This window comes from Pseudomonas sp. UBA6323 (assembly GCF_002439135.1).
Lineage (GTDB): Bacteria > Pseudomonadota > Gammaproteobacteria > Pseudomonadales > Pseudomonadaceae > Aquipseudomonas.
The window spans coordinates 142616-166342 of record NZ_DJSX01000009.1 but is presented as its reverse complement, the minus strand read 5'-3'; the positions used below and the strand labels follow the sequence as shown (position 1 = coordinate 166342).

The following is a 23727-nucleotide window of genomic DNA, read 5'->3' as shown; positions in this document are numbered from 1 at the left end:
GCAAGGCCACCGCCGGCGTGCAGTCGGCGCAAGTCAAGGCCAACCGCCAGCTGGACGAGGACAACCCGCTGGCCCGCCAGTTGGGCGAGCTGATCCTGCGGCGGCTGTCGGACAACGCGCTGTTCATGTCCGCGGCCTTGCCCAAGCGCATCTACCCGCCGCTGTTCAATCGTTATGGCGCTGGTGAGGCGTTCGGCTTCCATGTCGACAACGCCATCCGCGGTATCAAGGGCGTGCGCGAACGCGTACGCACCGACCTGTCGGCGACCCTGTTCCTGGCTGATCCGGCCAGCTACGACGGCGGTGAACTGGTGATCCGCGACACCTTCGGCGAGCAGCGCGTCAAGCTGCCGGCCGGGCACCTGGTGCTCTATCCCGGCAGCAGCCTGCACCGCGTCGAGGCGGTCACCCGTGGCGAGCGCCTGGCCTCGTTCTTCTGGATCGAGAGCCTGGTGCGTGAGGACAGCCAGCGGCAAATGTTGCTGGACATGGACGTGGCCATCCAGCGCCTGACAGCCCAGGGCGCCGACGATCAATCACTGCTGGAACTCACCGGCGTCTATCACAACCTGCTCCGCCGCTGGAGCGACACCTGAATCCATTCGAGGTCATTGCCGTGAATATCTCCCCGCTGCGGCGCGTACTCGCGCTGCCCCTGTTGCTGTTGGCCCTGGTCGGCTCCGCCCATGCCGTGGAAGTCACCGACGTGCTCGGGCGCAAGGTCGAAGTGCCCGCCGAGCCCAAGCGCGTGGTGCTGGGCGAAGGGCGCTTGTTCTTCGCCCTGGCGCTGCTCGACCGTGAGGCGCCGTTCCAGCGCGTGGTCGGTTGGCAGAACGACATGCGCCTGCTCGACCCGCACACCTACGAGATGTATGCCAAGCAGTACCCGGCCATCGCCCAGATTCCGCTGATCGGCCAGGCCTCGGAGCAGAGCGTCAGCGCCGAACAGATCCTCGCCCTCAAGCCGGACCTGGCAGTGTTCAGCATCGCCGGTGAAGGCCCGACCCAGCACAGCCCGGTCGCCGACCTGCTGGCCGCGGCGGGCATTCCCGTGCTGTTCATCGATTTTCGCGTGCACCCGATCAAGAACACCCGCGTCAGCCTCGAAGCGCTGGGCAAACTGCTCGGCCGCGAGCGCGAGGCGCAGGAATATCTGAGCTTCTATGAGCGCCACCTGGCGCACGTCACCGAGGCGGTGGCCGACCTGCCGGATGCGCAGCGGCCCAAGGTGTTTCTCGAACTGCTGGCTGGCGTCTGGCAGGCGCCGGGCCACACCACCGGCAAGAGCGGCCTGGGCGGCGTGGTCGAAGCAGTCGGCGGACGCAACATCGCCGCCGGCGTGGTGCCGGGCGCGATTGGTGACGTCAGCGTGGAGTACGTGCTGACCGCCGACCCGGACGTCTACATCGCCACCGGCAACCGTAACCCTGGCGTGCTGCTCGGTGCCGGCGTGGACGAGAAGACCGCCCGCGATAGTCTGGCGAAGATCACCGCGCGCCCCGAGTTCGCGCCGCTGCGGCCGATCCGTGATGGCCAGGCCCATGCTCTGTGGCACGACTTCTACAACTCGCCGTTCAACATCCTGGCGATCGAGAGCATGGCGCGCTGGATTCATCCCGAGCGCTTCGCCGACCTCGACCCGCGCGCGACCCAGGCCGAGATCAACCGCTTCCTTGCCGTTGGCCTGGATGGCCACTACTGGATCGACGCAACGCCGTGAATGCCTATCTGCAAAGTGCCGGCGCGCCGGCGCTGGAGGCGGCCGCGCTGAGCTACCGGCGCCTGTTGCTGCGGCGCGGTCTGCTGGTGTTGGTGCTGGTCGGCCTGTTGCTGGTCAGCGTACTGGCCGACCTGGCCAGCGGCGCCTCCGGCATGGGCCTGGGGCAGTTGCTGGCCGGCATTCTCGACCCCGGCGCGCTGAGCGCCACCGAGCGCGTGATCATCTGGAACGTGCGCCTGCCCTACGCGCTGATGGCAGTGCTGGTCGGCGCCGCGCTGGCGTTGGCCGGCGCCGAGATGCAGGCGATCCTCGACAACCCGCTGGCCAGCCCCTTCACCCTGGGCGTGTCCTCAGCGGCGGCGCTCGGTGCCTCGCTGGCCATCGCCTATCCGCTGGCTATCGACTGGCTGGCGCCGAGTGGCCAGGTGACGGTGGCGGCGTTCGTCTTCGCCTGCCTGTCGGTGCTGCTGTTGCAGGCCATGTCGCGCCTGCGTGGTGCCGGGGTGGAGAGCCTGGTGCTGTTCGGCATTGCCTTGGTATTCAGCTGCAATGCGCTGGTGTCGCTGCTGCAACTGCTGGCCACCGAGGACGTGCTGCAGCAACTGGTGTTCTGGACGCTGGGCAGCCTGGCGCGGGCCAACTGGGAGAAGCTCGGCATCCTCGCCGCGGTGCTCGCCGTGCTGCTGCCGTTCTCCTTGCGCGCCGCGCCGGGCATGACCCTGCTGCGCATGGGCGAGGACCGCGCGCGCAGCTTCGGCGTCGACGTGCGCCGCCTGCGTTACGCCTCGTTGCTGCGCATCAGCCTGCTGGCGGCGACTGCGGTGGCCTTCGTTGGCACCATCGGTTTCGTCGGCCTGGTCGGCCCGCATATGGCGCGCCTGCTGGTGGGCGAGGATCAACGCTTCCTGCTGCCGGCCAGCGCCCTGGTCGGCGCCTTGCTGCTGTCGCTGTCGTCCATCGCCAGCAAGCTGATCCTGCCGGGGGTGATCGTGCCGGTGGGCATCGTCACCGCGCTGGTTGGCGTGCCGGTGTTCGTCGCGCTGGTGTTCCGCCGCGGGAGGCGCCTATGACCCTCAAGGCTGAAAACATCGCGGTGGCCTATGGGCGCCGACAGATTCTCCACGGGCTGTCGCTGCCCGAGCTGCAGCCGGGCGGCCTGGTGGCGCTGGTTGGCCCCAACGGGGCTGGCAAGTCCACCTTGCTGCGGGCGCTGGCCGGGCTGGAGCGCATGCAAGGCAGCCTGACTCTCGGGGGCCACGATCTGACGCGCATCGGCAGCGGCGAGCGAGCCCGCACTCTGGCCTACATGCCGCAGCAGTTGCCGCCGGGCATCGCCCTTGGCGTGCTGGAAAGCGTGCTGGCGGCGCTGCGGGTGAGCGAGGAGGGTGAGGTGCTGGCGCGTGCCTTCGACGCCCTGGCGCGTATCGGCATCGAGGATCTTGCCGAGCACTCGCTCGATGGCCTGTCCGGTGGGCAGCGGCAGCTGGTCTCGCTGGCGCAGCTGATCGCGCGGCGCCCGCGGGTGCTGCTGCTCGACGAGCCGACCAGCGCGCTCGATCTGCATTACCAGTTGCGGGTGATGGATTGCGTGCGCGACCTGGTGCGCGAGCACCAATTGCTGGCGGTGGCGGTGCTGCATGACATCAACCTGGCGGCCAGTTGCGCCGACCAGCTGGTGGTGATGCGCGCCGGCCGTATCCATGCCAGCGGCACGCCCGACGAGGTGCTGACCCCGCATCTGCTGGCCGAGGTCTACGGCGTCGAGGCGCGCGTCGAACGTTGCTCGCGCGGACGGCTGCAGGTGCTGGTGGATCGGGCGCTGCCGGCCGGTCAAAGACTCGGCTGACAGGCAGCCGCAAGGCTCGCCGCGGATGTCGACCAGTACGGGCGAGTCGAGCTTTTCTCTTGCGCAAAGAAACCGGAGCCTTTTCAGGCTCCGGTTCGGTTTCAGGCGAGGATCACTTGCCTGCGGTGAGGGCGTTATAGCTGGTCATCAGGTTGCGGTAGTCCGGGATGTGGTCGGTGCAGATCTTGGCCAGGCCTTCCACGTCGTTGCGCCAGTCGCGGTGCAGCTCGCAGGCCACGGCGAACCAGTTCATCAGTTGCGCGCCGGCCTGGGTCATGCGCTGCCACGCCGAATCACGGGTGATCTGGTTGAAGGTGCCGGAAGCATCGGTCACCACGAACACGTCGAAGCCTTCCTCGATGGCCGACAGGGCCGGGAACGCCACGCAGACTTCGGTGACCACACCGGCGATGATCAGTTGCTTCTTGCCGGTGGCCTTGATCGCCTTGACGAAATCTTCGTTGTCCCAGGCGTTGATCTGACCAGGGCGGGCGATGTACGGCGCGTCCGGGAACATTTCCTTCAGCTCCGGCATCAGCGGGCCGTTGGGGCCGGTTTCGAAGCTGGTGGTGAGGATGGTCGGCAGGTTGAAGAACTTGGCCAGATCAGCCAGCGCCAGCACGTTGTTCTTGAACTTGTCCGGCTCGATGTCGCGAACCAGCGAGAGCAGGCCGGCCTGGTGGTCGACCAGCAGCACGACGGCGTTGTCTTTGTCCAGGCGGTTGTAGGTGGCGTTGGTCATGGTGAAGTCCTCGAATTGTTTTCAATGTGCCGGCTGTGCCGGTGAGTGGGGTTTCGTTCAGCAGTGCGTCACTGCATGGAAGAAAGATTAAATTCGAGACCCTTTTCCGACTAGACTGCGAAAATTGCCTCTAGCGTTCTATTTGGGGAACGATAAAGCGTTTATCGCTTCTGCGATCTCACCCAGACGATGGGCGAGGGCAACACGCAGAGTGTCAATCATTCGCCTGAAGGCCTGCCGGCATGCGCAGGAAACGCTTGCGAAAGGCAGTTGGAGAAACGCCGACACGCTGGCAGAACAGGCGGCGGAACGAGTTGCTGTCCTCGTAGCCCACCCGGCTGGTGATCGTCTCGATGCTCAGGCGTGTGGTTTCCAGCAACTCCTTGGCCTTCTCCAGGCGCAGGCCCTGCAGATAGGCCAGCGGCGGAAGGCCGGTGGCATCCTTGAAGCGACGCTTGAAGTTGCGTACGCCGAAGCCGAAGCGCGTGGCCAACTCGTCGATGTTGCACGGCTCGGCGAAGTGGGCCGCCATCCAGTCCTGCACGCGCAGGATCGCTTCGTCGCCATGGCTGCGCGGCAGCGACCAACTGATGTAGACGGACTGCTCGCTGCGCACATTGTCGATCAGCAGGTAGCGGCTGCATTGCTGCGCCAGTTCGCGCGAGGCGAAGCGGCGAATCAGGTGCAGCAGCAAATCCATCGCCGCGCTCGCCCCGGCGCTGGTGATCACCCGGTTGTCCTCGCAGAGGATGCGTCGCTCGTCCACGCGGGCTTGCGGGTAGCGGCGCCGCAGCAGGTCGGCGAAGGCCCAGTGGGTAGTGGCTTCGACACCGTCGAGCAGGCCCGCCTCGGCCAGCATGAAGGTGGCCGTGCACATCGAGGCGATCACCGCTCCCTGCTCATGCTGACGGCGCAGCCAGCCGGCATGGCGTTCGAACGTCGGCAGCGCCTCGCGCAGGCTGAAGAGAAAGCCGGGGATCAGCACCAGGTCGGTTTTCTCCACCGCCTCCAGCGCCACGTCCACCGGCATGCTGCGGCCCAGGGCGCTGGCCGCCGGCTGCCCGTCCAGCGAGGCCACGCTGAGGGTGAAGGGCGCTGTGGCCGGCAGGGCGAAACGATTGGCGGCGTCGAGTACTTCCAGAGCCAGTGCAGCGCTGGCCAGCGAGCTGTAGTCAGCCAGCAGCAAGGTGACGTGCATGAATGCTCCATTGCGTAATCAGCATGGTATTGGTCATTTCTGCATCTACCTTACTCCAGGCGCGCCACCTAGAGTGCGCCCCCTTCATTCAAACGGGTGTTTGTCGCATGAACCTCTGGTTTCGCCTTTTGCTGATGTTGCTGCGCCGTCCCTGGCGCCGGCCGGTGCCGGGACTGGCAACCACCGTGGTGCGCCTGCGGGTATGGCCGCTGGATCTGGATTTCAACCGGCACGTCACCAATGGTCGCTACTTCACCCTGGCCGATGTCGGACGCATGGATTACGTGCTGCGCAGCGGCGCCTTTCGCGTGGCTCTGCGCCACCGTGCGCTGCCCATCGTCGGTGATGTGTGCGGCAAGTTCCGCCGTGAACTGAAGCTGTTCGAGCGTTTCGAGATCCACACACGCATGTTGGGCTGGGATGACAAGTGGAGCTTCGTCGAGCACCGCTTCGTCAAGGATCAGCGGGTCATCGCCGTGGTGGTCATGCGCGGGTTGTTCCGTGGGCCGAAGGGGAATGTGGCGCCTGCCGAATTCGCCCGTGAGCTTGGTCTGGACGAGCAGTCACCGGCGTTACCCGATTGGCTGCAGCAGTGGTCGGCCAGCTGCGACGGCCTGAGTCTGCAACTGCGTGAGACGGAGCGACCTTAGGTGCCGGGCTGGCCATTACCACCTGGGTAGTCAAATTTACGAGAAGGGCCGCAACACCAGGTGTTGCGGCCCTTTTTCCTGAGCGAGATACCGCCTGAATGTTCAGCTGCGGCGTTTCTCGTAACGCACGTCGCGTTCGTCAACGGCGCCCGCCAGCTCCCAGCCATGGCGGCGGTAGAAAGCATTGGCGCGGATGCTTTCATGGCCATCGGTGATCAGCCAGATCGACTCGTGACCCTGGAATAGCGCCGTCTCCGCCGCATTCAGGAGCAGATGCCCAAGTCCCCGGCCTTCGGCTTGCGGGCGAACGAAAAGGGCGAACAGTTCGCCGGCTTCGAGATCGACCATGGCAAAGCCCGCCGCTATGCCGTCCAGTTCAGCTATCCAGGCGCAGGGCGTATGTTCGATGGCCTCGGCCAAGGCGGCCGATGTAATACCGAGTTCGGCCATCTGCTCGCGGGACAGGTGGTTCTGGACGACGCTGGTGCGGATGTCGAATAGCGTGTCGATATCGGCTACGGTAGCCGGACGAAGCGTGGCTTCCATGACAGGGTTCCTTGTGCAAGCAGGTCACCATAGGGTGCCTCTAAAAACTACCTGCGTTGTCATCGCTGCGTTAAAAACAAGCTCAAAATGCTCATTTACAACTCGTAAACTCCGCTTTTTCGCTTGTTTTTGCCTTGCGCTGACTGCCTCGCTTACGTTTTGTAGAGGCACCCCATAGTCGGTCGAGGCCATTGGCCTCAAGCCGATAGCGATCCTTGTTGCAGTGCTTTAACTGAAAAGAATTCTCACTTATATTCGCGCTCTTTCAGTTGGCAGCGAAGCGCTCCCTTGTCCCATTCCTCCGCCAATACCTCTCTGCTCGCCGCGCTGGTGCGTCATTACGACGAACTGGTCGATTCGGTGCGTCGCCGCTTCGGCGATCGCCACGCGGCACGCGAGGTGGTCCACGACGTTTGCGTCCAGTTGCTGGAAGCGCCGGAGAAGAAAGATGTGCGTGTGCCACTGGCGCTGCTGCGCAAAATCGCCCATGACCGCGCCGTCAGCCATTACCGCAGCGAGCGGCGGCGGCAGGCCTGGGTAGACGAGCAGGCGCAGTTGCAGGAAGTGGCTAGCGCCGCTCTGGGGCCGGAGCGCTGTCTGGAAACGGCCGATGAGCTGGATCGTCTGTGTGCGGCGATTGCCGACCTGCCGCCGCGCTGTCAGCAGGTGTTCGTCATGCACAAGATTCACGAGTTGCCCCAGCAGGAGGTGGCCGAGCAACTGGGCATCTCCCTCAAGGCGGTGGAAAAGCACCTGCGCGTGGGCATGAGCAAGTGCCTGGCCTGGTTGGAGCGGGTAGCGCCGTGAACCGTCAGCCGCCGCACGAGGACGAGCGCATCCCGGCCGACGACGCCATCGTTCGCCACCGCGAGGCACTCAAGGCGCGCTTTCCCCTGCCGGCGCCGGTCAAGCGCAGCCGGCGCTCGCCGGGCACCGCGTTGGGGCTGTTCGCCGCCGCGCTGGCCCTGGCCGGTGGCCTGATCTGGCTCGACCCCGCCTATCGCAACGAGGATCATGCCAGTGCCCCAGGGCAGGTGCAGACCATTGCCCTGGCTGATGGCAGCCAGGTGACGCTCGATGGTGACAGCCGCATTCGGGTGAGCTGGCACCTGCGTAGCCGCCGTGTGGAATTGCAGGCCGGCCAGGCGCTGTTCGCGGTTGCGCCGATGAGCTACCGGCCATTCCTGACCCAGGCCGGCGTTACGCAGATTGTCGTGGTTGGCACGCGCTACAACGTCAGCCGACTGGGCGACGAGGTGCAGGTCACGGTGAGCGAGGGCAGGGTGGCTGTGCACGGCCGCGGCGATACGCTGCGGCTGAGCGCGGGTGAGCAGGTGCGGGTACGCGCCGGTGAGCTCGGCACGGTCACGCGGGTCGATGCCGAGGCGAGCGCCGCCTGGGTCGATGGTCGTCTGGTTTTCGAGCGTACGCCGCTGGGTGAGGTGCTCGATGCGCTGCAGCGCCATACCGGTATCCGCGTCAACCTGGCGGACGCCAGCCTGGCTGAGCTACCGGTATCCGGCCGCTTCGAACGCTCGCGCCTGGAGGGATTGCCGGCGCTGTTGCCGAAGATCCTGCCAGTGGACCTGACGACGGGGCCCGATGGCGTGCCGATGCTGAGCCGGCGTCAGGCCAAAAAATAATTTTCGTCGTGAGGTAGGGTTTTGCCCGCGTAGCGGCGGCTATCTCCAGGAACGCCCTCTTTTCATTCCCGGAGACCCCACGTGAGAACCCCGAAACTGCGCCTTAACCTGTTGGCCAGCAGCCTGCTGCTGGGCTTGTCGTCGATGGTGCAGGCTGCCAACGAAGTCAATTTCGACCTGCCTGCCGCGCCGCTCGAACAGTCGCTCAATGCCCTGGCCGGCCAGTCTGCCGCGCAGATACTTTTCTCCAGCGACATCGCTAGCGACAAGCAGGCCGGTGAGCTGCGTGGTCGCTACAGCACCGGCGAGGCCCTGCAGCGCCTGCTCGAAGGCAGTGGCCTGGAGGTTCACCAGCAGGGCGAGAACACCTTCATCATCGTTTCTCGCGAGGCCGCGCTGTCGCAGGCGCCGAGTGCCGCGCCACTGCAACTGGGGGCGATGGATGTGACCGCCACGCGCACCTCCAGCAGCCTGGTTCCACAGGTGCGCCAGGTCGATGTGATCGAACGCGAAAAACTCGAGCAGTTGCGTCAGGGTTCCGACAGCCTGGCCACCTTGCTGGCCAAGGTCACGCCGGGCATGTCCGATTCCAGCCGCACCATCACCGACTATGGCCAGACTCTGCGCGGGCGCACCATGCTGATCCTGGTCGACGGTGTGCCGCTCAATACCAACCGCGACTCCTCACGCAACCTTGCCAGCATCGACCCGGCGCTGATCGAGCGGGTCGAAGTGGTGCATGGCAGCAGTGCGATCTACGGTGCCGGCGCTACCGGCGGCATCGTCAATATCACCACCCGAGCGGCCGGTGGCGAGAGCCGGGCCGAGACCACCCTCCGTGGTACGTCCTCGCTGACCCAGCTGGACGGCGACAGCCTGGGCGGTGAACTGCAGCATCACCTGTCCGGCGCGCAGGGGCAGGTCGACTACGCCTTCGACCTCGGTGTGCGCCATGTCGGTGGCTCGTTCGACGCGGACGGCAAGCGCATCGCTCCCGAGCCGAGCCAGGGCGACCTGTTCGACTCCAACAGCTTCAACATCGGCGGCAAACTCGGCCTGCGCATCGACGAGGATCAGCGCATCCAGCTCGCCCTCAGTCATTCCGATGCCAAGCAGGACAGCGACTACACCGCCGACCCTGCGGTTGCCGCGCTGCCCGCCGGCAGCGTGCCGGCGCAGCCGCTCAAGGGCCTGAAGCTGGACACCCAGAACCGCATCAGAAACACCCTGGCCAACCTCCAATACGAGCATGCGGATCTGCTCGGCAGTCGCCTGTCCGCGCAGCTCTACTACCGCGACTACTTCACCCGCTTCACCCCCTTCGACGCACGTGGCGTCGCCACCCGTGGGCGCTTCGTCGATCAGGTGATGCAGAACAGCGAAGTTCTCGGCAGCCGCTTCACCCTGAGCACGCCGCTGGGGGAGAACACCGAACTGGTCTGGGGTGGCGACTTCAACCACGAGCGCAGCGACATGCCGCTCGACATCTTCGACGCTGCGCGCTACGACGCCAGCGGCGGTCGGGATTTCGCGAAGATCGGCAAGCTCACCTACATGCCCGAGCTGACCACCATCAGCACCGGCGCTTTCGCCCAGCTGCGCCATCGCATCAACGAGCAGTGGTCGGTCGATGGCGGCCTGCGCTACGAGTACGCCACCGCCGAGTTCGATGACTTCGTGCCGTTGTCGGAGATTCGCAATGCCAACCCGGCGACCGTCAGCGGCGGCAAGGTGCGTTATGACGATGTGCTCGGCAACCTCGGCGTGGTCTATTCGCCCGTGGCCGGCCAGGAGATCTATGCCGCCTTCAGCCAGGGCTTCCAGTTGCCGGACATCGGCGTACAGCTGCGCAATGCGCGTAGCGGTTTCGACATCGACTCCTCCGACCTAGAGCCGGTCAAGACCAACAACTACGAGCTGGGCTGGCGTGGTGCGCTGGGCGAGCAGACGCAGGGGGCGCTGGCGCTGTTCTACACCACCTCGAAACTCGGTGACGTGCAGAGCTTCAACAATGGCCTGATCCTGACTCGCACCGAGGAGCGCATTCACGGCGTCGAGGGTAGCCTGGACTGGTTGAGCCTGGAGGAAACCTGGGGCCTGGGCGGCACCTTCACCTGGATGAAGGGCCGCGAGAAACCGGACAACGGCGAGTGGCGCGACATGACCGGTTTCCGCGTGCCACCGCTGAAGCTGACCGCCTACGTGCAGTACAACCCCAGCGAAGCCTGGAGCAACCGCCTGCAGGCTACCTACTTCGCCAGCAAGGACTATCGCCTGGATGGTGAGGCCAGCTTCGGCCGCCGCGACGTGGACGGCTACACCACCGTCGACCTCATCAGCGACTACCGCCTGAGCGAGGCGGACAAGGTCAGCCTGGGCATCCAGAACCTGTTCAACCGCGATTACTACCCGCTCTACAGCCAGCTACTGCGCAGCAACAACAACACCAGCCACCTGCCGGCGCCTGGCACCACGCTGACGGTGAGCTACAGCCACCAGTGGTAACCAAACGGCCCCGCACGATGGCGGGGCCGTTTTCTCGAACAGCGCGCTCGGCAAACCTTTTGGGGTAGGCCGAGCTGCGCGACGTCTCAGCCTACCTTGAAGCGGTTCACCAGTTGCTGCTGGTGATCGGCCAGACGCGCCAGCTCGCGACTGGTCACGGCGGTCTGTTCGGCAGCGGCGCTGACCTGGATGACCAGGTCGTTGATCTCATTGACGTTGCGGTTGATCTCCTCCGATACCAGGCTTTGCTCCTCGGCGGCCGAGGCCACCTGGATATTGCGGTCGCTGATGCTGGCGATACCGTCGGCGATCTCCACCAACAGGTCGCCAGCCCGGACCACGTTGTTGGCGCCGGCCTGGGCCTTGTCCAGGGTTTCCTGCATGGAGCTGGCGGCGCGGTCGGAGCCGCTCTGCAGGTTGCTGATCATCTGCTGAATGCTGACGGTGGAGTCCTGGGTCTTCTGCGCCAGCTGACGCACCTCGTCGGCTACCACGGCAAAACCACGACCCTGTTCGCCGGCACGGGCCGCTTCGATGGCGGCGTTGAGGGCCAGCAGGTTGGTCTGTTCGGCGACGCCACGGATCACGTCGAGTACCGAGGAAATCGCATCACTCTCGCGCTTGAGTTCGACAATGATGCCGGCTGTCTGCTCGGCCTGCGTCGACAGGGCCTGGACCAGACGCACGGTGCTCTCGATCTCGGTCTTGCCCTGCAGCGTGCTGTCGTTGACCCGGCGCGACATTTCCGCGGCTTCGGTGGTGCTGCGCGCCACATCACGCACGGTGGCGCTCATCTCGTTGATGGCGGTGGCCACCTGATCGGTGCCCTGGCGCTGTTGCGCCACGTTCTGGCTGGTCTGCAGGGCCACGGCCGAGGATTCTTCGGCGGCGGTGGCGACCTGCGCCGCAGCGCCACCGATTTCCTCGATCACTTCCCTGATCTGCTGGGCCATATTGTTGAGGTTGCGCGCGATGACGCCGAACTCGTCGCCGCCTTCATAGCTCGTGTGCGCGGTCAGATCGCGTCTGGCCAGGGCCACCAAGGTCTGATTGACATCGCTGACCGCCGATTTGATATTGCGGATGATCAGCAGCGACAGCACCACCACGGCGGACAGCACGCCGAGTATGGCTGCGATGGTCAGCCACAGGCTGCTGGCGGCTTCGTCGCGCGCCTGGGTCGCCAGGTCGCCGACGCTCTGGCCGAGCTCGGCCTCGAGCTGGCCCATCAGGTCGATGCGGCTGGTGGCAAGCCTGAACCAGTCTTCGGGCTTGATGCCCAGCGGGGCGCCGAGCGGGGTTTCGAAGGCCAGGCGTTGCAGGCGCGCCACCTCTTGCGAGTCGGGTTGCTGCAGCGCGTTGTCGAGCTTGCTGCGGAAGCTGCTGGAGGCACGGCGTTCGAAGGCATCCAGATAGGCCGAGAATTCGCCCAGGTTGCGGCTGAAACGCGACAACAGGTCGGCGTCGAAATGATCCTGGTTGAAGCTCAGGCCTAGCAGCACGCGCTCGCGTCCGGCGCGTTCCTTCATTTCCACGAACTGGTTGAGGGAACCCAGCGCACGCAGGATCTGCGGGTTTTCGACGCTCGCCTCGAGGGCGTGGGTGAAGCCGATCAGGGTCTTGATCAGGTTGGTGTAGCGGATGCCCGAGTCGGTGCTGTTCAGTGATAGCGCATCGACCTGCGGACGCAGCGTGCCCAGTTCGTCGAGCGCGCGCAGGGCCTCGTTCATGTCGTTCGAGCCCTGCGCCAGGGCGCGCAGATGGCCCGTCGCGGCGTCGCTGTCACGGCGAAACTCGGCCAGCTTGTCACGCATGGCGGTGCCGCTGCTGCCGATGAACACGCCGCTGGCGCCGCGTTCGCGCTGCAGGGCGGTGATCACGGCGCTGATCTTCTGTGCCGCGCCGCTGGCGGTCACGGTGCGATCCATATCGGTCAGGGTCTGGTACTTGCCCGCGACATAGACACCAGCGAACGCCAGGAAACCAAGCAGGGGGAATATCAGTATGAGCAGTAGCTTCACGCTAAGCGGGGCATTTTTTAGCATCTTCCATGGCCTCATCGTCTTGGATTGAATAGTTGGCAGGCGAAATTACGACGATTTTCATCAGCTATCCGGCTGACTACTGAACAGGTGGCGAGGGACTTCGGTGCCACCCTGTTAGTGCGGTGTTGTAGTTGTTGTGCTTCGTTGTATCGGCTGCTTCTAGGGTGGTAGGTGGATGGGAGTGTTGGCCCGCTAGCTGTAAAGAAAGCGGGTTTTAGCCAGGAACGACATCAGGTCGGAATCTGGCACGTAGGACATCGTGCGTCTTTGCCTTTTCTTTAATGATTTTTTTGTGATCGCTGACAACATTCGACGGGGCCGGGGCGGTTCGCGGGCAGATTAGACGAAATCAGCAGCAGGTCTTTGACTGACAGCAACAGGTCGCTTTGCCATCTCAAGTCATTCATCGCAGAGCCGATAATGTCCCTGAGGGTTCGTCGTCGCGCGCGCGCCTGGTGAACCCACTACCCTCGAGGGCTTCATCGAATGAATATCAAACAAAAGCTGACCTGTGCGTTTGTCGCGATTGCGTGCCTGCCCATCCTCCTGGTTGCCGCTGTGGTCATCTATAACCTGCGTGCGCAGGCTGAGGCCGACTTCCTCGATGGCAGCTCCCGCGAGATACGCCAGATCGACAACGCCATGGGCATGTTCTTCAAGGGCATCACCGAGAACGTCGAGTACCTGGCGAGCCTGCCGCAGATGACCGCCGCTCCGACCCTGAAGAACTATTCCTCGGCGGACGCGGCAAGCACTCCGCTGCCGGAATCCAACCAGGAGCTGGAAAGCATCTTCGACCGCTTCGCCAAGTCCCATCCGACCACGGCCTATCTTTCGTACGGGCGAGTGGACGGCGGCTATGCCATCTGGCCGAGCGATCCGGGGCTCAGCAGTTACGATCCGCGCATACGTCCTTGGTACAAGACCGCTATGTCGGCGCCGGGCAAAACGCAGCGCACCGCCGCCTACTACTGGGCGCCGGACGATGCCGTGCTGATCGGGACGGTGCGCACCGTCAACGACACGCAGGGCACGGTCGCCGGCGTGGTCGGCCTCGACGTCTCGCTGAAGCAGCTCACCGATCTGGTCAAGCAGATCAAGATCGGCCAGACCGGCTACCTGATGCTGGTGGAGGACAGCGGCAACGTTCTGGTCGACCCGCAGAATGCCGGGAACAACTTCAAATCCCTTGCCGATCTCGGTGGTGACTACGCGCGCATGGCTGGCGCCGACGGCTTGCTGGAAGTCGAACTCAACGGCACCCATTACATGGCCAATATCTGGTCGTCGCCGACATTGGGCTGGCGCTTCATCGGCCTGATCGAGCACGACGAGGTCATGGCCAAGGCCAATGACCTGGCCTGGCAGGTCGGTGTGATCGTGCTGATCCTGGGGCTGGTGTTCGCCATGGTCGGTACACTGTTCGCCAAGCTGATCGTCAACCCCATTCGCAGCGTGGCGAGTGGCCTGGAAGGTATCGCGCAGGGTGAAGGTGACCTGACGCGCAGCCTGAATATCCAGGGCAAGGACGAAACGGCCCTGCTGGCGCGCTGGTTCAACCAGTTCCTCGGTACTATCCGTCAGTTGGTGCAGCGCATCATCGAGGCTTCGGCCGCCCTGCGTCAGACCTCCGATGGCTCGACGCGGGTGGCCCAGGACATGACCGACGTGGCCGAGCGCCAACGCGGTGCAGTGGAGATGGTGTCGACGGCCTTCAACGAGATGGTCGCCACCGCCAACGAGGTGGCGCGCTCGTGCAGTGAGGCCGCCACCTCTGCCGATGATGGCCAACGCCAGGTGCATGCCGGGCAGGCGCAGATCGAGGATGCCACCGACAGCGTGTCGCGCCTGAGCGACAACCTCAAGCAGTCGGCGCTGGCGCTGCAGGCGCTGGAACAGGACAGCCAGAATATCAATGCGATTCTCGGCACCATTCGTTCGATTGCCGAGCAGACCAACCTGCTGGCGCTCAACGCCGCCATCGAGGCCGCCCGTGCCGGTGATCAGGGACGAGGCTTCGCGGTGGTGGCCGACGAGGTTCGGGCCCTGGCGCAGCGTACCGCCGACTCCACCGGCGAGATCGACAGCCTGCTCGGTGGCCTGGCGCGCCGTACGCAGGAGGTGACCCGGCAGATGCAGAACAGCCTGGAGATGTCGCAAGCCAGTGTCGAGCGCATCAGCCTGGCGAGCCACAGCTTCGAGCAGATTCGCGGCGCGGTGGACCATATCCGCGATCAGAACACCCAGATCGCCACTGCCGCGGAGGAACAGCATCAGGTCGCCGAGGACATCAACCGCCATATCGCCCAGATCCAGAACGACGCGCTGCTGGTGGAGAACCTGGCTCAGTCGGCGCACCGCGATTCGCAGGAGCTGGCGCAACTGTCCGAGCAACTGCACGGACTGGTCGGGCGGTTCCGCGCCTAGCCTGACTGCGGCGCCGCATGAGCATGCGGCGCCGCAGCGCTGGTCGCACCATTCTGCGCAAGAACGTTCAAGACCTGCTTCGGTGGCCCGGTTAAGCTCGGCTGCCCAAGGAGGTTCCATGTCCCGTCATCACGAATTCACTCAAGGCGCCCGCGATATGCTGCCGATGCTGCTCGGCGCCATTCCCTTCGGCATCATCTTCGGCAGTCTGGCTGGCGCCGCCGGGCTCGATCCCTGGCAAACCCTGGGCATGTCCGCCCTGGTATTCGCCGGTTCCGCACAGTTCATCGCCATCAGCCTGCTGGCCGGTGGCGCCGGCATCGCCGTGGTGCTGCTGACCACCTTCGTGGTCAATCTGCGTCATGCCCTGTACAGCGCCAGCATGCAGCCCCACGTGCGCCACTTGCCCAAGCGCTGGCGCGTGCCGCTGGCCTTCGGCCTGACCGACGAGGCCTATGCGGTGGTGGTACAGCGCTATGCGCGTAGCGACCAGGATACCTATCGCCATTGGTATTTTTTCGGCGCGGCATTGGCCATGTACTGCAACTGGCAGCTGTGCACGCTGGTGGGTGTGCTGTTTGGCCAGGCAGTGCCGAACATCGGCGAGTGGGGGCTGGACTTCGCCATGCTGGCGACGTTCATCGGCATCGTCGTACCCATGCTGCGCAACCGGCCGCAGGTGGCTGCGGCCCTGGTCGCGGGCGCCGTGGCGCTGGCCTGCCATGCCTTGCCGTACAAGCTCGGCCTGATGGCTGCTGCGGCCAGCGGCATCGTCGTCGGCGTCTGGTTGGAGCGGCGCAAGCCGGCGCTGCAGGGAGAGTTGGTCTGATGGATATCTGGTTGCTGATCCTGGGCATGCTGGCGATCACCTTCGTAACCCGCTACAGCCTGTTCGCCTTCCCTGACCTGCGGTTTCCTCCTCTGGTCAGGCAGGGACTGCACTATGTACCAACGGCCGTGCTCACGGCCATCGTGGTGCCCGGCATGCTGCAGCCTGACGGGCAGCACTGGGCGCTGACCTGGAACAACGCCTACCTGCTGGCGGGCGTCGCCGCCATCGCCATCGCCGCGTTCACGCGGCACTTGCTGGCGACCATTGGCGGTGGGCTGCTGGTGTTCTTCCTGTTGCGTTGGGCGTTCGGTCAGTTGCCGATCTAGGGCGCTTGTCAGACCAGAGTGCTGACTTTCAGCTCACGCGGGTTCAGGCGCAAATAATGTTCGTTGGCGTTGAGCAGCAGCACCTGGTCGTCGACGCTCAACTCTTCCTGCGCCTGGTTTTCGGCCTGGCTGCGATAGAGGTTTTCCCCAGGGCGGCGGTGCAGGCACTGGTAGCGTTGCTGGCGCGGCTCCACCTTGAGGTTGACGAGATCGATGTAGGCGACCTGCATCTCGTCGCTTTGCCCGGTTTCCAGGGCGCTACGTTGTAGCAAGGGCGTGTGGGTGAAGGGCGAGGCGGACAGCATGACGTGCTGGCATCGCTGCAATTCGGGGCGCAGCTCGCCATTGAGCAGCCAATTGCCGCGCAGGTCTCGCTCCAGGGAAAGCTTGCGTTGGCCGTGGTTGTCGACCTTGAGCCAGAGGCGGCGGAAGCGCCAGCGTGCGTCGCAGTCGATCAGGTAGTTGGCAGCGATGCTGTTGCCCCTGATGACCTGCATGAGGTGGCTGGTGGCGTGAATGCCATGGGCATCCTGATTCAGGCGGAGCGTTTCCACGCCGGGGGTGTGCCTGGGCTTCCATACCAAGGTCTGCTGCATCGCTCGACTCCATGCCGGATGCGAAACAGGAGGGAAGGGCGACTGCGCGCGGAACACGTTCCCTCGTGTTCGATGAATTGTAGGCGCGCAGCATAAAGCGATGTCAGTGTGATGTCTGTCAGCTTTTGCCGACAAGAATGCAAATTTTTGCGCTACCGATTCAGGCTTTGCGCTTGAGCGCTTGCGACTCGAACTTTACGCCTTCCAGGCCGTGGGCCATCAGTGCACGAATGTTGCCGTGATCGCTGCCCTGCGGTGTGGCCACTACGCTGCGGTAGTGTTCGCCAAAGGCGCGTAGCGCCTCGTCCTTGCTCAAACCTTCCAGCAGCGCCAGGCCCAGGGTCTTGCAGGAGCCTTCGTTCTGCCCCGCAGCGTTATCTACGTCGCCATTGCGAAAGGCGCTGGGCTGATAGTCGTAGTGCTCGGCAACGAAGGCCAGAGTTTCACTGAAGGCGTAATCGTCCTGCTGCAGGCGGCTACGCAGTTCGTTCAGAGCGGTCATTGATGCTTTCCTTTGGCAAATGCGGCCTGCTGTTCGGCCGACGCTTCTTTCTGATACTTGGCCTTCCAGTCGGCATAGGGCATGCCGTACACGGTCTCGCGGGCCTGATCGGCGCTGACGTCGACGCCGAGGTCATCGGCGGCGGCCTTGTACCATTTCGACAGGCAGTTGCGGCAGAAACCGGCCAGGTTCATCAAGTCGATATTCTGCACATCGGGGCGCGTGCGCAGGTGCTGGACCAGGGCGCGAAAGGCTGCAGCTTCCAGTTCGAGGCGTTCTTGCTCGGTCATGGTGGGCTCTCCGGGGATGATGGCGGCGATGATAAGAGCGTCGCCGGGGAGCGACAAGCCGCCAGATGGAAGCAGTCAGCGGTGGCCAGCGAGGGTGATGGATACCGACTCGGCGAAACGCAGAGCGTGCGGCTTGTCCACTTCGACTTCGGCATAACGCACAGCCTGGTGAGCCATGACCAGGTCAAGAATTTCCTGAGTCAGGCGTTCGAGCAAGGCGAAACGGTTGCCCTCCACGTGGGCGATGATCGCCTTGGTGATGGTGCGGTAGTTCAGGGCGTGCTCGATGTCGTTGACCTGCACGGCGTCGACCGCCGGATAGAGGATGGTCAGGTTGATCAGCACGTCCTGCTTGTTGTTGATCTCCTCTTCCTTGATGCCGATGTAGGTGCGCAGGCGCAGGTCCTTGACGCGGATGCGCGCCATTCCGGGTTCCAGTCGCGGCATTAGTTGTTCCGTCCGATCAATTGCAGAAATTCATGGCGAGTGTTGCAGGACTCGCGGAACGCGCCAAGCATCACCGAGCTGCTCATCACCGAGTTCTGCTTCTCCACGCCGCGCATCATCATGCACATATGCTTGGCCTCGATCACCACGGCGACACCGGCAGCGTTGGTCACGCGCTGAATCGCGTCGGCAATCTGTTTGGTCAGGTTCTCCTGGATCTGCAGGCGACGTGCGTACATGTCGACGATGCGCGCTACTTTCGACAGCCCGAGCACCTTGCCGGTGGGGATGTAGGCGACATGCGCCTTGCCGATGAAGGGCAGCAGGTGGTGCTCGCACAGCGAGTACAGCTCGATGTCCTTGACGATCACCATCTCGTCATTGTCGGACTCGAACAGCGCGCTGCCCACGATCTCCTCCAGCGACTGCTGATAGCCATGGCAAAGGTACTGCATGGCCTTGGCGGCCCGCTTCGGGGTGTCGAGCAGGCCCTCGCGCTCCGGGTTTTCACCGAGGCCCTTGATGATTTCGCGGTATTGCTGGGATAGGGGTTCGCTCATGGCAGTGTCCTGGGCAGTCGCCTCACTTGAGGTGGCGGCCGCCGTTGAGGGTAAGGGTGGTTCCGGTTACGTAGGGGTTGTCCAGCAGATAGCGCAAACTCTGGTAGAAGGCCTGCGGGCCGGGTTCTATGCCCAGCGCTGATTTGGCCAGGGCCCTGGTTCGGTAGGCCTCGTCATCGCCTTCGTTGAACATCAGCAACGCCGGGGCGATGGCGTTGACCTTGATACGTGGAGCCAGGCGCGCGGCGAAAGACAGCGTCAGGCTCTCCAGGCCGGCCTTACTGGCGCAGTATGCGGGGCGATTGGCGCTGCCCTTGCGTACCACGTCGTCGCTGACGTGAACGATGTCGGCGTATTCCGACTGCAGCAACAGGTCGCTGCAATGCAGGTTGATCAGGTAAGGGGCAAGCATGTGCACGCTGAACAGCTGGCGGAAGGCTTCGGCTTCATCGCCCGGCATTTCGGCCAGCCATTGCGAGGCGTTGTGCACGATCGCGCGCAGGCCGCTGCACTGCGCCTTGAGGCTGTCGATGAAGGCGAGAATCCCCACTTCATCGCTGAAGTCGGCCTGCAGAGCAATTGCGCCGCGCTCACGCAGTCGGCCGATGCTGTCGCGCTCCTGACGGTAGCTGACGATGACCGACTGGCCTTCGTCGAGCAGGCGCTCGGCGCAGTACAGGCCAACCCTCTGGCCGGCGCCGGTGATCAGGATGGGGAAGCTGGCAGCGCTCATGTACGACTCGCAGATTTGAATGAAGGCCTGGTTCGTACCGCCTCGGGATACCTGACCAGTGGCAGGCGGCATTCACCAGGCCGAAGGTAAAGCTATACCAGAGCTGCAGGTTGTACAACCATGGGCGTCATGTGGTTTTGCTATCAAGCTTGACGATTTTGCCTATTTTGCTGAGTTACAAGGCTTTTTATCACGGAGTCTAGAGTGGGGCGTTTTTGTACCTCGCTTATACGAGTTTTATTTTTGTATAGGTTTTGCTGGCTTATACAAATCAAATCGGCCAGCTCGAGGCTGGCCGATAGGGACAAAGCACATTCAGGATTTGCCGATGCTGGCGGCTCGTTTGCTCAGGCGTTGCGGGTAGTTGCCTTGTAACCAGGGTTCGAGCAGGCGAGTGGAAAGCGGAATGAACAGGTAGGTCATCAGTGGCGTCAGGGCCAGTGTCGACAACAACACACGCATGGTCAGTGACAGATCGGCGAGCCAGGGGCCGAACAGCAGGTTGAAGGCCAGAGAAACCGGAAAGAACGCCAGCCAGATCGCTACGCTCTGCTTCCAGCGTGGTGGCTGGCGGTGGGCGCTGCCGAACCAGGCGTCGAGACCCACCGCGCGCTTTTCCTGGGGTTGAGCGAAGAGCCCAGCGCCGCGCTGGAGCCAGGCCTGGCGCGAAGCGGAATGCTCCCAGGAAGCCATGGTCTGTTCGTCGCTGAAACGGAAAACGATCTGGAATTCGTCGTCGCCGGCAGGCGGTGCCAATACTCCGGAGCCGAGATAGCCGGGAAAGTCGGTGGCCAGGTGCTCGCCTTCACGCAGCCAGGCGATGAAGTCGTGATAACGGCCATTGGCGACGCGGCGCGCCACCATTAGGGTAACGGGGGACATTGTGTATCTCCTCGAATATTTGCCGTCAGCCGGGTGTGGTGTCGGCACGATCAAACACGGGGTGGTGTGCTCGATGAAAAGTGCAGCAAGGATTATTCCCGTTCCATGAAAATTAGCCAGCCCCTCCCGATGGCGAGCGTCGCTGCGCACAGGATGTCGTTGTGGCAGTGCGCCGCCCCGTCGGGGTGCGGGGATGCGCCAGATGGAGGCAGGCGGCCGTTATTTCCAGAAAGCTGGTGCGATCAGACGCCTAGCGAATCGACAGGGTGGGCGGTTGTCATGGTAATAACAGCTCTAAGGACAGAACAATTATGCATTGGCTCATCTTGTATAATTTTTGCACAATGTCAGTTTTCCGATGCTAAGTTACAATGACCGCTTAATTCATTGCCGTGATGCCCGAAGCCATGCCTGAATTCGCCTCCGTCACATCGCTTGCGTCCAGTGCTTTGAAGCAGGAAGAGTTGTTCCCCATTCGCGAGGTATCGCGCCTTACCGGCGTCAACCCGGTCACCCTGCGTGCCTGGGAGCGGCGTTACGGCCTGATCCAGCCGACGCGGACAGACAGCGGCCATCGCCTCTATTCGCAGGCCGACATCGACGCGGTACGCAGCATCCTGGCCTGGATCGAGCGCGGGGTTGCGGTCAGCAAGGTCGGCTCGATTCTGGCCAAGCGCGCCAGCAGTCGCAGTGTTGCCGCTCCGGCTTACGACGATGTCAGCAGTGACGACTGGAGTCAGTGGCAGGATCAGCTGCGCAGCGCGCTGCAGAACTTCGACGAGGCCCGCCTCGAGCGTCTGTATGGGCAGATCTTTTCCTGTTACCCGCTGCCGGTGGTCTTTCAGGACATTCTCATGCCGATCTGGCAGGAGTTGCTGCTGCGTCAGGACGAGGTAGGCCAGCGCGCCGAGTGGTTGCTGCTCGATGGTTTCCTGCGTGGGCGTTGCTGGCAACGCCTGCAATTAAGCCGAGGCGAGTCCCGCGAACGGGTGCTGCTGGTGGCGCTACCCAGCCACTGCCGTGAACTCGAATTACTGGTCGCGGCCTTGCTCCTCGGCAGTCAGGACATCGAGGTCACGGTGATGGGGCCAGGTGTGCCGATGACCGATCTGACTCTGGTTTGCGAGCGCATGCGCCCGCAGGCGTTGGTGTTCTTCAGTAATCAACCGCCAGGTGAGGAATTGCCGCGGCAGCTTGTACGCCTGGCGCTCAGCCTGGAGTGTCCGGTGGCGCTTGCCGGTGACAGTGCCGATCTGGCCGAGGAGAGCCTCGCTGGCTCGCCCATCGCCTGCCTGGGTAACGAGGGCCGCCTGATGCAGCGTCGTTTGCAGCAGTACCTCGCGGGCCGTCTGGATACCTGAGACGGCCTGCACCATCGGGATTTCAGTCGACGGTTACAGTGTGCAGTTGCTGCTCACTGTGCCGATCGAACAGGTATTGGCGCAAGGTCTGCTCGTCTTCGGCATGCAGCGTCTGCAGGCTGTAGGCGTAGCGCGTTTTGCTGACACGTCTGACCAGTCGGGCGCGCAGTTGAACACGCTGCTCCTGAGGCAACAGCAATTGCAGCAGCTGATCCTTGGCCGGTGTGCCAGCCTTGCGGTATTCCACCAACATTCCGCTATTGGACAGCTCCAGCGCTTGCAGGCCGCTGGGCCGCTCTCTGCTGTCCAGTAACGCTAGCGCTGTGGGCAGGACCAGACGCCAAGGCCGCTCGCTCACCCCCTGCTCGAAGATCAAAGGCGCACCCAGCTCCAGGCGTGAATGGCTCTGTTCATCCTGAATGAGGCGTAGCGGGAAGCTGAGGTGTTGATTGTCGCTGTGAGTATCCAGGCTCAGGTGCTCTTCATCGCCCAGCCGGCTCAGCAATTCACTGAGTCGCTCGCCCAGCGCCAGTTGCGGCGCTACGCTCGGGCGTCGCGCATGCGGAGGCGTGGAGAGAGTCTGCTGGATGAAGTCCAGCTCGTCCTGGGTCAGCAGCGGGTCGCTTTGCATGGAATTGATACTGCAAGGAGGGTAAACCTCTTTGACTGCCGTTATGGACGATAGTTTTGCCCGTTCGTCAGCTTTTCAGAAGCGTCAATTCAGCCTTCAGCCTGGCCACTTCGGTCTCGAGTTCGCGCACGCGCTGCCTGGCTTCGACCTGTTCGGTAACGTCTTTCTGAATGCCGATGTAATAGGTCAGTTGATCGCTTTCGTTGAGTACCGGCGTGATCGACAGCTCGTTCCAGAAGGCGCTGCCATCCCTGCGGTAGTTGCGAATGATCTGGCGGCAGGGTTTGCTCGCCTTGACTGCATCGCGAATGGCCTGCAAGCCGATCTGGGCGCGATCTCCGGACTGCAGGAAGCGGCAATCCTGATAAAGAATATCGTCACAGGAGTAGCCGGTGAGGCGTTCGAACGCCGCGTTGGCGTAGATCAGAATATTGTCCTCGCCCTCTTGCTCGGCCACCACGATCCCATCGTTGGAGGCGTCGACTACCAGTTGCAGCAGCTTGGCATTGATCATGGGTCCGATTCCGCGATGGATATGCGCTGCATTCTAAAACATCGGGTCGGGCTTTCCACTTGCTGCATAATGTGCGGCGTTTTTCCTGTTTCTGGAGTTTTCATGAAAGTCGCCATCGTCTCGGGTTCGGTCTACGGTACGGCCGAGGAAGTCGCACGCCACGCCGAACGTCAACTCAAGACCGCCGGGCTGGAAGCCTGGTACAAAGCGGACATGAGCCTCGATGAGCTGCTGGCCTTCGCCCCGGACGCCTTTCTTACCGTCACTTCCACTACCGGCATGGGCGAGCTGCCGGACAATCTGCTGCCGTTGTACAGCGAGATCCGCGACCGCCTCCCGGCCTGGGCTGGCAAGCCGGGGGCGGTGTTGGCGCTGGGCGACTCCAGCTACGACTCGTTCTGCGGCGGTGGTGAACTGATCCGCGAACTCTATGCCGAGTTGGGCCTGCGCGAAGTGGTCGAAATGCTGCGTCTGGACTCCAGCGAAACCGTCACCCCGGAAACCGACGCCGAGCCCTGGCTGCAAGCTTTCGCGGCGGTCCTGAAGGCCTGATCTGCCGGCGCACGCGTCATTGCTGGCCGCAGCAGGGCAGGCTTGATTGATCGATAAGGGCAGCGAATAAGCCCTTATCGCCCCAGGGTACATGGGCGCTTTGACCCGCAAAGCCATCAACATGGCTGCCACGGCAACTACCGCCATGCAGACGCATGGCTAGACTGCGGACACCACCG

General features: G+C 63.5%; 25 protein-coding genes and 3 pseudogenes. 14 read left to right on the top strand and 14 right to left on the bottom strand.

Going from position 1 to position 23727, the window contains the following annotated elements:
* The 4 genes from B3P22_RS02780 to B3P22_RS02765 all read left to right on the top strand — a co-directional run.
* The coding region (locus tag B3P22_RS02780) for a Fe2+-dependent dioxygenase (RefSeq protein WP_296269758.1) at positions 1 to 596 on the top strand (596 nt) is incomplete at its 5' end.
* Between the two features lie 20 nt (positions 597 to 616).
* Positions 617 to 1720 (top strand): ABC transporter substrate-binding protein, encoded by a 1104-nt coding sequence (locus B3P22_RS02775; protein ID WP_296269757.1) that lies wholly within the window; start codon positions 617 to 619, stop codon positions 1718 to 1720.
* On the top strand, positions 1717 to 2790 hold the full coding sequence (locus tag B3P22_RS02770; protein WP_296269756.1) for a FecCD family ABC transporter permease: 1074 nt from the start codon (positions 1717 to 1719) through the stop codon (positions 2788 to 2790). Before B3P22_RS02775 ends, B3P22_RS02770 begins: the two co-directional genes overlap by 4 nt.
* A complete protein-coding gene (locus B3P22_RS02765) occupies positions 2787 to 3566 on the top strand; it encodes an ABC transporter ATP-binding protein (RefSeq protein ID WP_296269755.1) in 780 nt (259 codons plus the stop codon). Before B3P22_RS02770 ends, B3P22_RS02765 begins: the two co-directional genes overlap by 4 nt.
* Positions 3567 to 3678: 112 nt before the next feature.
* On the opposite strand, the gene ycaC is transcribed toward B3P22_RS02765, so the two are convergent.
* Positions 3679 to 4308 (bottom strand): isochorismate family cysteine hydrolase YcaC, encoded by a 630-nt coding sequence (gene ycaC, locus B3P22_RS02760; RefSeq protein WP_017360479.1) that lies wholly within the window; start codon positions 4306 to 4308, stop codon positions 3679 to 3681.
* Positions 4309 to 4522: 214 nt separating this feature from the next.
* Complete coding sequence (locus B3P22_RS02755; protein ID WP_296269754.1) at positions 4523 to 5506, bottom strand: GlxA family transcriptional regulator; 984 nt, start codon at positions 5504 to 5506, stop codon at positions 4523 to 4525.
* Positions 5507 to 5613: 107 nt separating this feature from the next.
* Here B3P22_RS02755 and B3P22_RS02750 point away from each other — a divergent pair, with 107 nt between their 5' ends.
* Positions 5614 to 6156, top strand: coding sequence for a thioesterase family protein (locus tag B3P22_RS02750; protein ID WP_275545868.1), 543 nt, complete (start codon positions 5614 to 5616; stop codon positions 6154 to 6156).
* Between the two features lie 102 nt (positions 6157 to 6258).
* Here the strand turns inward: B3P22_RS02750 and B3P22_RS02745 are convergent, their stop codons facing one another.
* Positions 6259 to 6702 (bottom strand): GNAT family N-acetyltransferase, encoded by a 444-nt coding sequence (locus tag B3P22_RS02745; protein WP_296269753.1) that lies wholly within the window; start codon positions 6700 to 6702, stop codon positions 6259 to 6261.
* A 288-nt stretch (positions 6703 to 6990) separates the two neighbouring features.
* On the opposite strand from B3P22_RS02745, the gene B3P22_RS02740 reads away from it, so the two are divergent.
* The 3 genes from B3P22_RS02740 (at position 6991) to B3P22_RS02730 (ending at position 10850) form a co-directional block, all read left to right on the top strand.
* Complete coding sequence (locus B3P22_RS02740) at positions 6991 to 7509, top strand: RNA polymerase sigma factor (RefSeq protein WP_296269752.1); 519 nt, start codon at positions 6991 to 6993, stop codon at positions 7507 to 7509.
* Positions 7506 to 8345 (top strand): FecR family protein, encoded by an 840-nt coding sequence (locus B3P22_RS02735; RefSeq protein ID WP_296269751.1) that lies wholly within the window; start codon positions 7506 to 7508, stop codon positions 8343 to 8345. The genes B3P22_RS02740 and B3P22_RS02735 overlap by 4 nt, the downstream gene beginning before the upstream one ends.
* Before the next feature lie 81 nt (positions 8346 to 8426).
* Complete coding sequence (locus B3P22_RS02730; protein ID WP_296269750.1) at positions 8427 to 10850, top strand: TonB-dependent receptor; 2424 nt, start codon at positions 8427 to 8429, stop codon at positions 10848 to 10850.
* Between the two features lie 86 nt (positions 10851 to 10936).
* Here the strand turns inward: B3P22_RS02730 and B3P22_RS23775 are convergent, their stop codons facing one another.
* Complete coding sequence (locus B3P22_RS23775; RefSeq protein ID WP_419096328.1) at positions 10937 to 11803, bottom strand: methyl-accepting chemotaxis protein; 867 nt, start codon at positions 11801 to 11803, stop codon at positions 10937 to 10939.
* Positions 11795 to 12778, bottom strand: a pseudogene (locus tag B3P22_RS23770) (nitrate- and nitrite sensing domain-containing protein); the annotation flags it as partial. The pseudogene B3P22_RS23770 and the gene B3P22_RS23775, both read right to left, overlap by 9 nt.
* 603 nt (positions 12779 to 13381) lie before the next feature.
* Here B3P22_RS23770 and B3P22_RS23765 point away from each other — a divergent pair.
* The 4 genes and pseudogenes from B3P22_RS23765 to B3P22_RS02710 all read left to right on the top strand — a co-directional run.
* Positions 13382 to 14467 (top strand): annotated as a pseudogene (locus B3P22_RS23765) (cache domain-containing protein); the annotation flags it as partial.
* 348 nt (positions 14468 to 14815) lie between these two features.
* Positions 14816 to 15322: pseudogene (locus B3P22_RS23760) on the top strand (methyl-accepting chemotaxis protein); the annotation flags it as partial.
* Positions 15323 to 15440: 118 nt separating this feature from the next.
* Positions 15441 to 16151 (top strand): AzlC family ABC transporter permease, encoded by a 711-nt coding sequence (locus tag B3P22_RS02715; protein ID WP_275545861.1) that lies wholly within the window; start codon positions 15441 to 15443, stop codon positions 16149 to 16151.
* Positions 16151 to 16480, top strand: coding sequence for an AzlD domain-containing protein (locus B3P22_RS02710; protein ID WP_296269748.1), 330 nt, complete (start codon positions 16151 to 16153; stop codon positions 16478 to 16480). Before B3P22_RS02715 ends, B3P22_RS02710 begins: the two co-directional genes overlap by 1 nt.
* Before the next feature lie 8 nt (positions 16481 to 16488).
* Here B3P22_RS02710 and B3P22_RS02705 read toward each other — a convergent pair whose 3' ends face one another.
* From B3P22_RS02705 to B3P22_RS02675, 7 genes are all read right to left on the bottom strand, one after another.
* Complete coding sequence (locus tag B3P22_RS02705) at positions 16489 to 17076, bottom strand: putative glycolipid-binding domain-containing protein (protein WP_296269747.1); 588 nt, start codon at positions 17074 to 17076, stop codon at positions 16489 to 16491.
* A gap of 160 nt (positions 17077 to 17236) precedes the next feature.
* Complete coding sequence (locus B3P22_RS02700; RefSeq protein WP_296269746.1) at positions 17237 to 17578, bottom strand: HopJ type III effector protein; 342 nt, start codon at positions 17576 to 17578, stop codon at positions 17237 to 17239.
* The gene (locus tag B3P22_RS02695) at positions 17575 to 17868 is read right to left on the bottom strand and encodes a DUF1244 domain-containing protein (protein ID WP_296269745.1); all 294 of its coding nucleotides are present in this window, start codon (positions 17866 to 17868) and stop codon (positions 17575 to 17577) included. Before B3P22_RS02695 ends, B3P22_RS02700 begins: the two co-directional genes overlap by 4 nt.
* Before the next feature lie 75 nt (positions 17869 to 17943).
* A complete protein-coding gene (folX, locus tag B3P22_RS02690) occupies positions 17944 to 18315 on the bottom strand; it encodes a dihydroneopterin triphosphate 2'-epimerase (RefSeq protein WP_024309111.1) in 372 nt (123 codons plus the stop codon).
* Complete coding sequence (gene folE, locus B3P22_RS02685; RefSeq protein ID WP_197856200.1) at positions 18315 to 18875, bottom strand: GTP cyclohydrolase I FolE; 561 nt, start codon at positions 18873 to 18875, stop codon at positions 18315 to 18317. The genes folX and folE overlap by 1 nt, the downstream gene beginning before the upstream one ends.
* A gap of 22 nt (positions 18876 to 18897) precedes the next feature.
* Positions 18898 to 19608 (bottom strand): dihydromonapterin reductase, encoded by a 711-nt coding sequence (folM, locus tag B3P22_RS02680; protein WP_197856199.1) that lies wholly within the window; start codon positions 19606 to 19608, stop codon positions 18898 to 18900.
* Positions 19609 to 19923: 315 nt separating this feature from the next.
* Positions 19924 to 20490: an antibiotic biosynthesis monooxygenase gene (locus B3P22_RS02675; RefSeq protein WP_275545858.1), complete on the bottom strand. Its 567-nt coding sequence runs from the start codon at positions 20488 to 20490 to the stop codon at positions 19924 to 19926.
* A 407-nt stretch (positions 20491 to 20897) separates the two neighbouring features.
* On the opposite strand from B3P22_RS02675, the gene B3P22_RS02670 reads away from it, so the two are divergent.
* Positions 20898 to 21851, top strand: coding sequence for a MerR family transcriptional regulator (locus B3P22_RS02670; RefSeq protein WP_296269744.1), 954 nt, complete (start codon positions 20898 to 20900; stop codon positions 21849 to 21851).
* 22 nt (positions 21852 to 21873) lie between these two features.
* Here B3P22_RS02670 and B3P22_RS02665 read toward each other — a convergent pair whose 3' ends face one another.
* Both B3P22_RS02665 and B3P22_RS02660 read right to left on the bottom strand, forming a co-directional pair.
* Entirely contained in the window at positions 21874 to 22482 is a 609-nt protein-coding gene (locus B3P22_RS02665; protein ID WP_197856196.1) for a PilZ domain-containing protein, read from the bottom strand.
* A gap of 67 nt (positions 22483 to 22549) precedes the next feature.
* Positions 22550 to 22996, bottom strand: coding sequence for a PAS domain-containing protein (locus B3P22_RS02660; protein WP_296269743.1), 447 nt, complete (start codon positions 22994 to 22996; stop codon positions 22550 to 22552).
* A gap of 102 nt (positions 22997 to 23098) precedes the next feature.
* On the opposite strand from B3P22_RS02660, the gene B3P22_RS02655 reads away from it, so the two are divergent.
* Positions 23099 to 23548 carry a flavodoxin gene (locus tag B3P22_RS02655; RefSeq protein WP_296269742.1) on the top strand — a complete coding sequence of 150 codons (450 nt, stop codon included), beginning with the start codon at positions 23099 to 23101 and terminating at the stop codon, positions 23546 to 23548.
* The last annotated feature ends 179 nt before the right edge of the window (positions 23549 to 23727 follow it).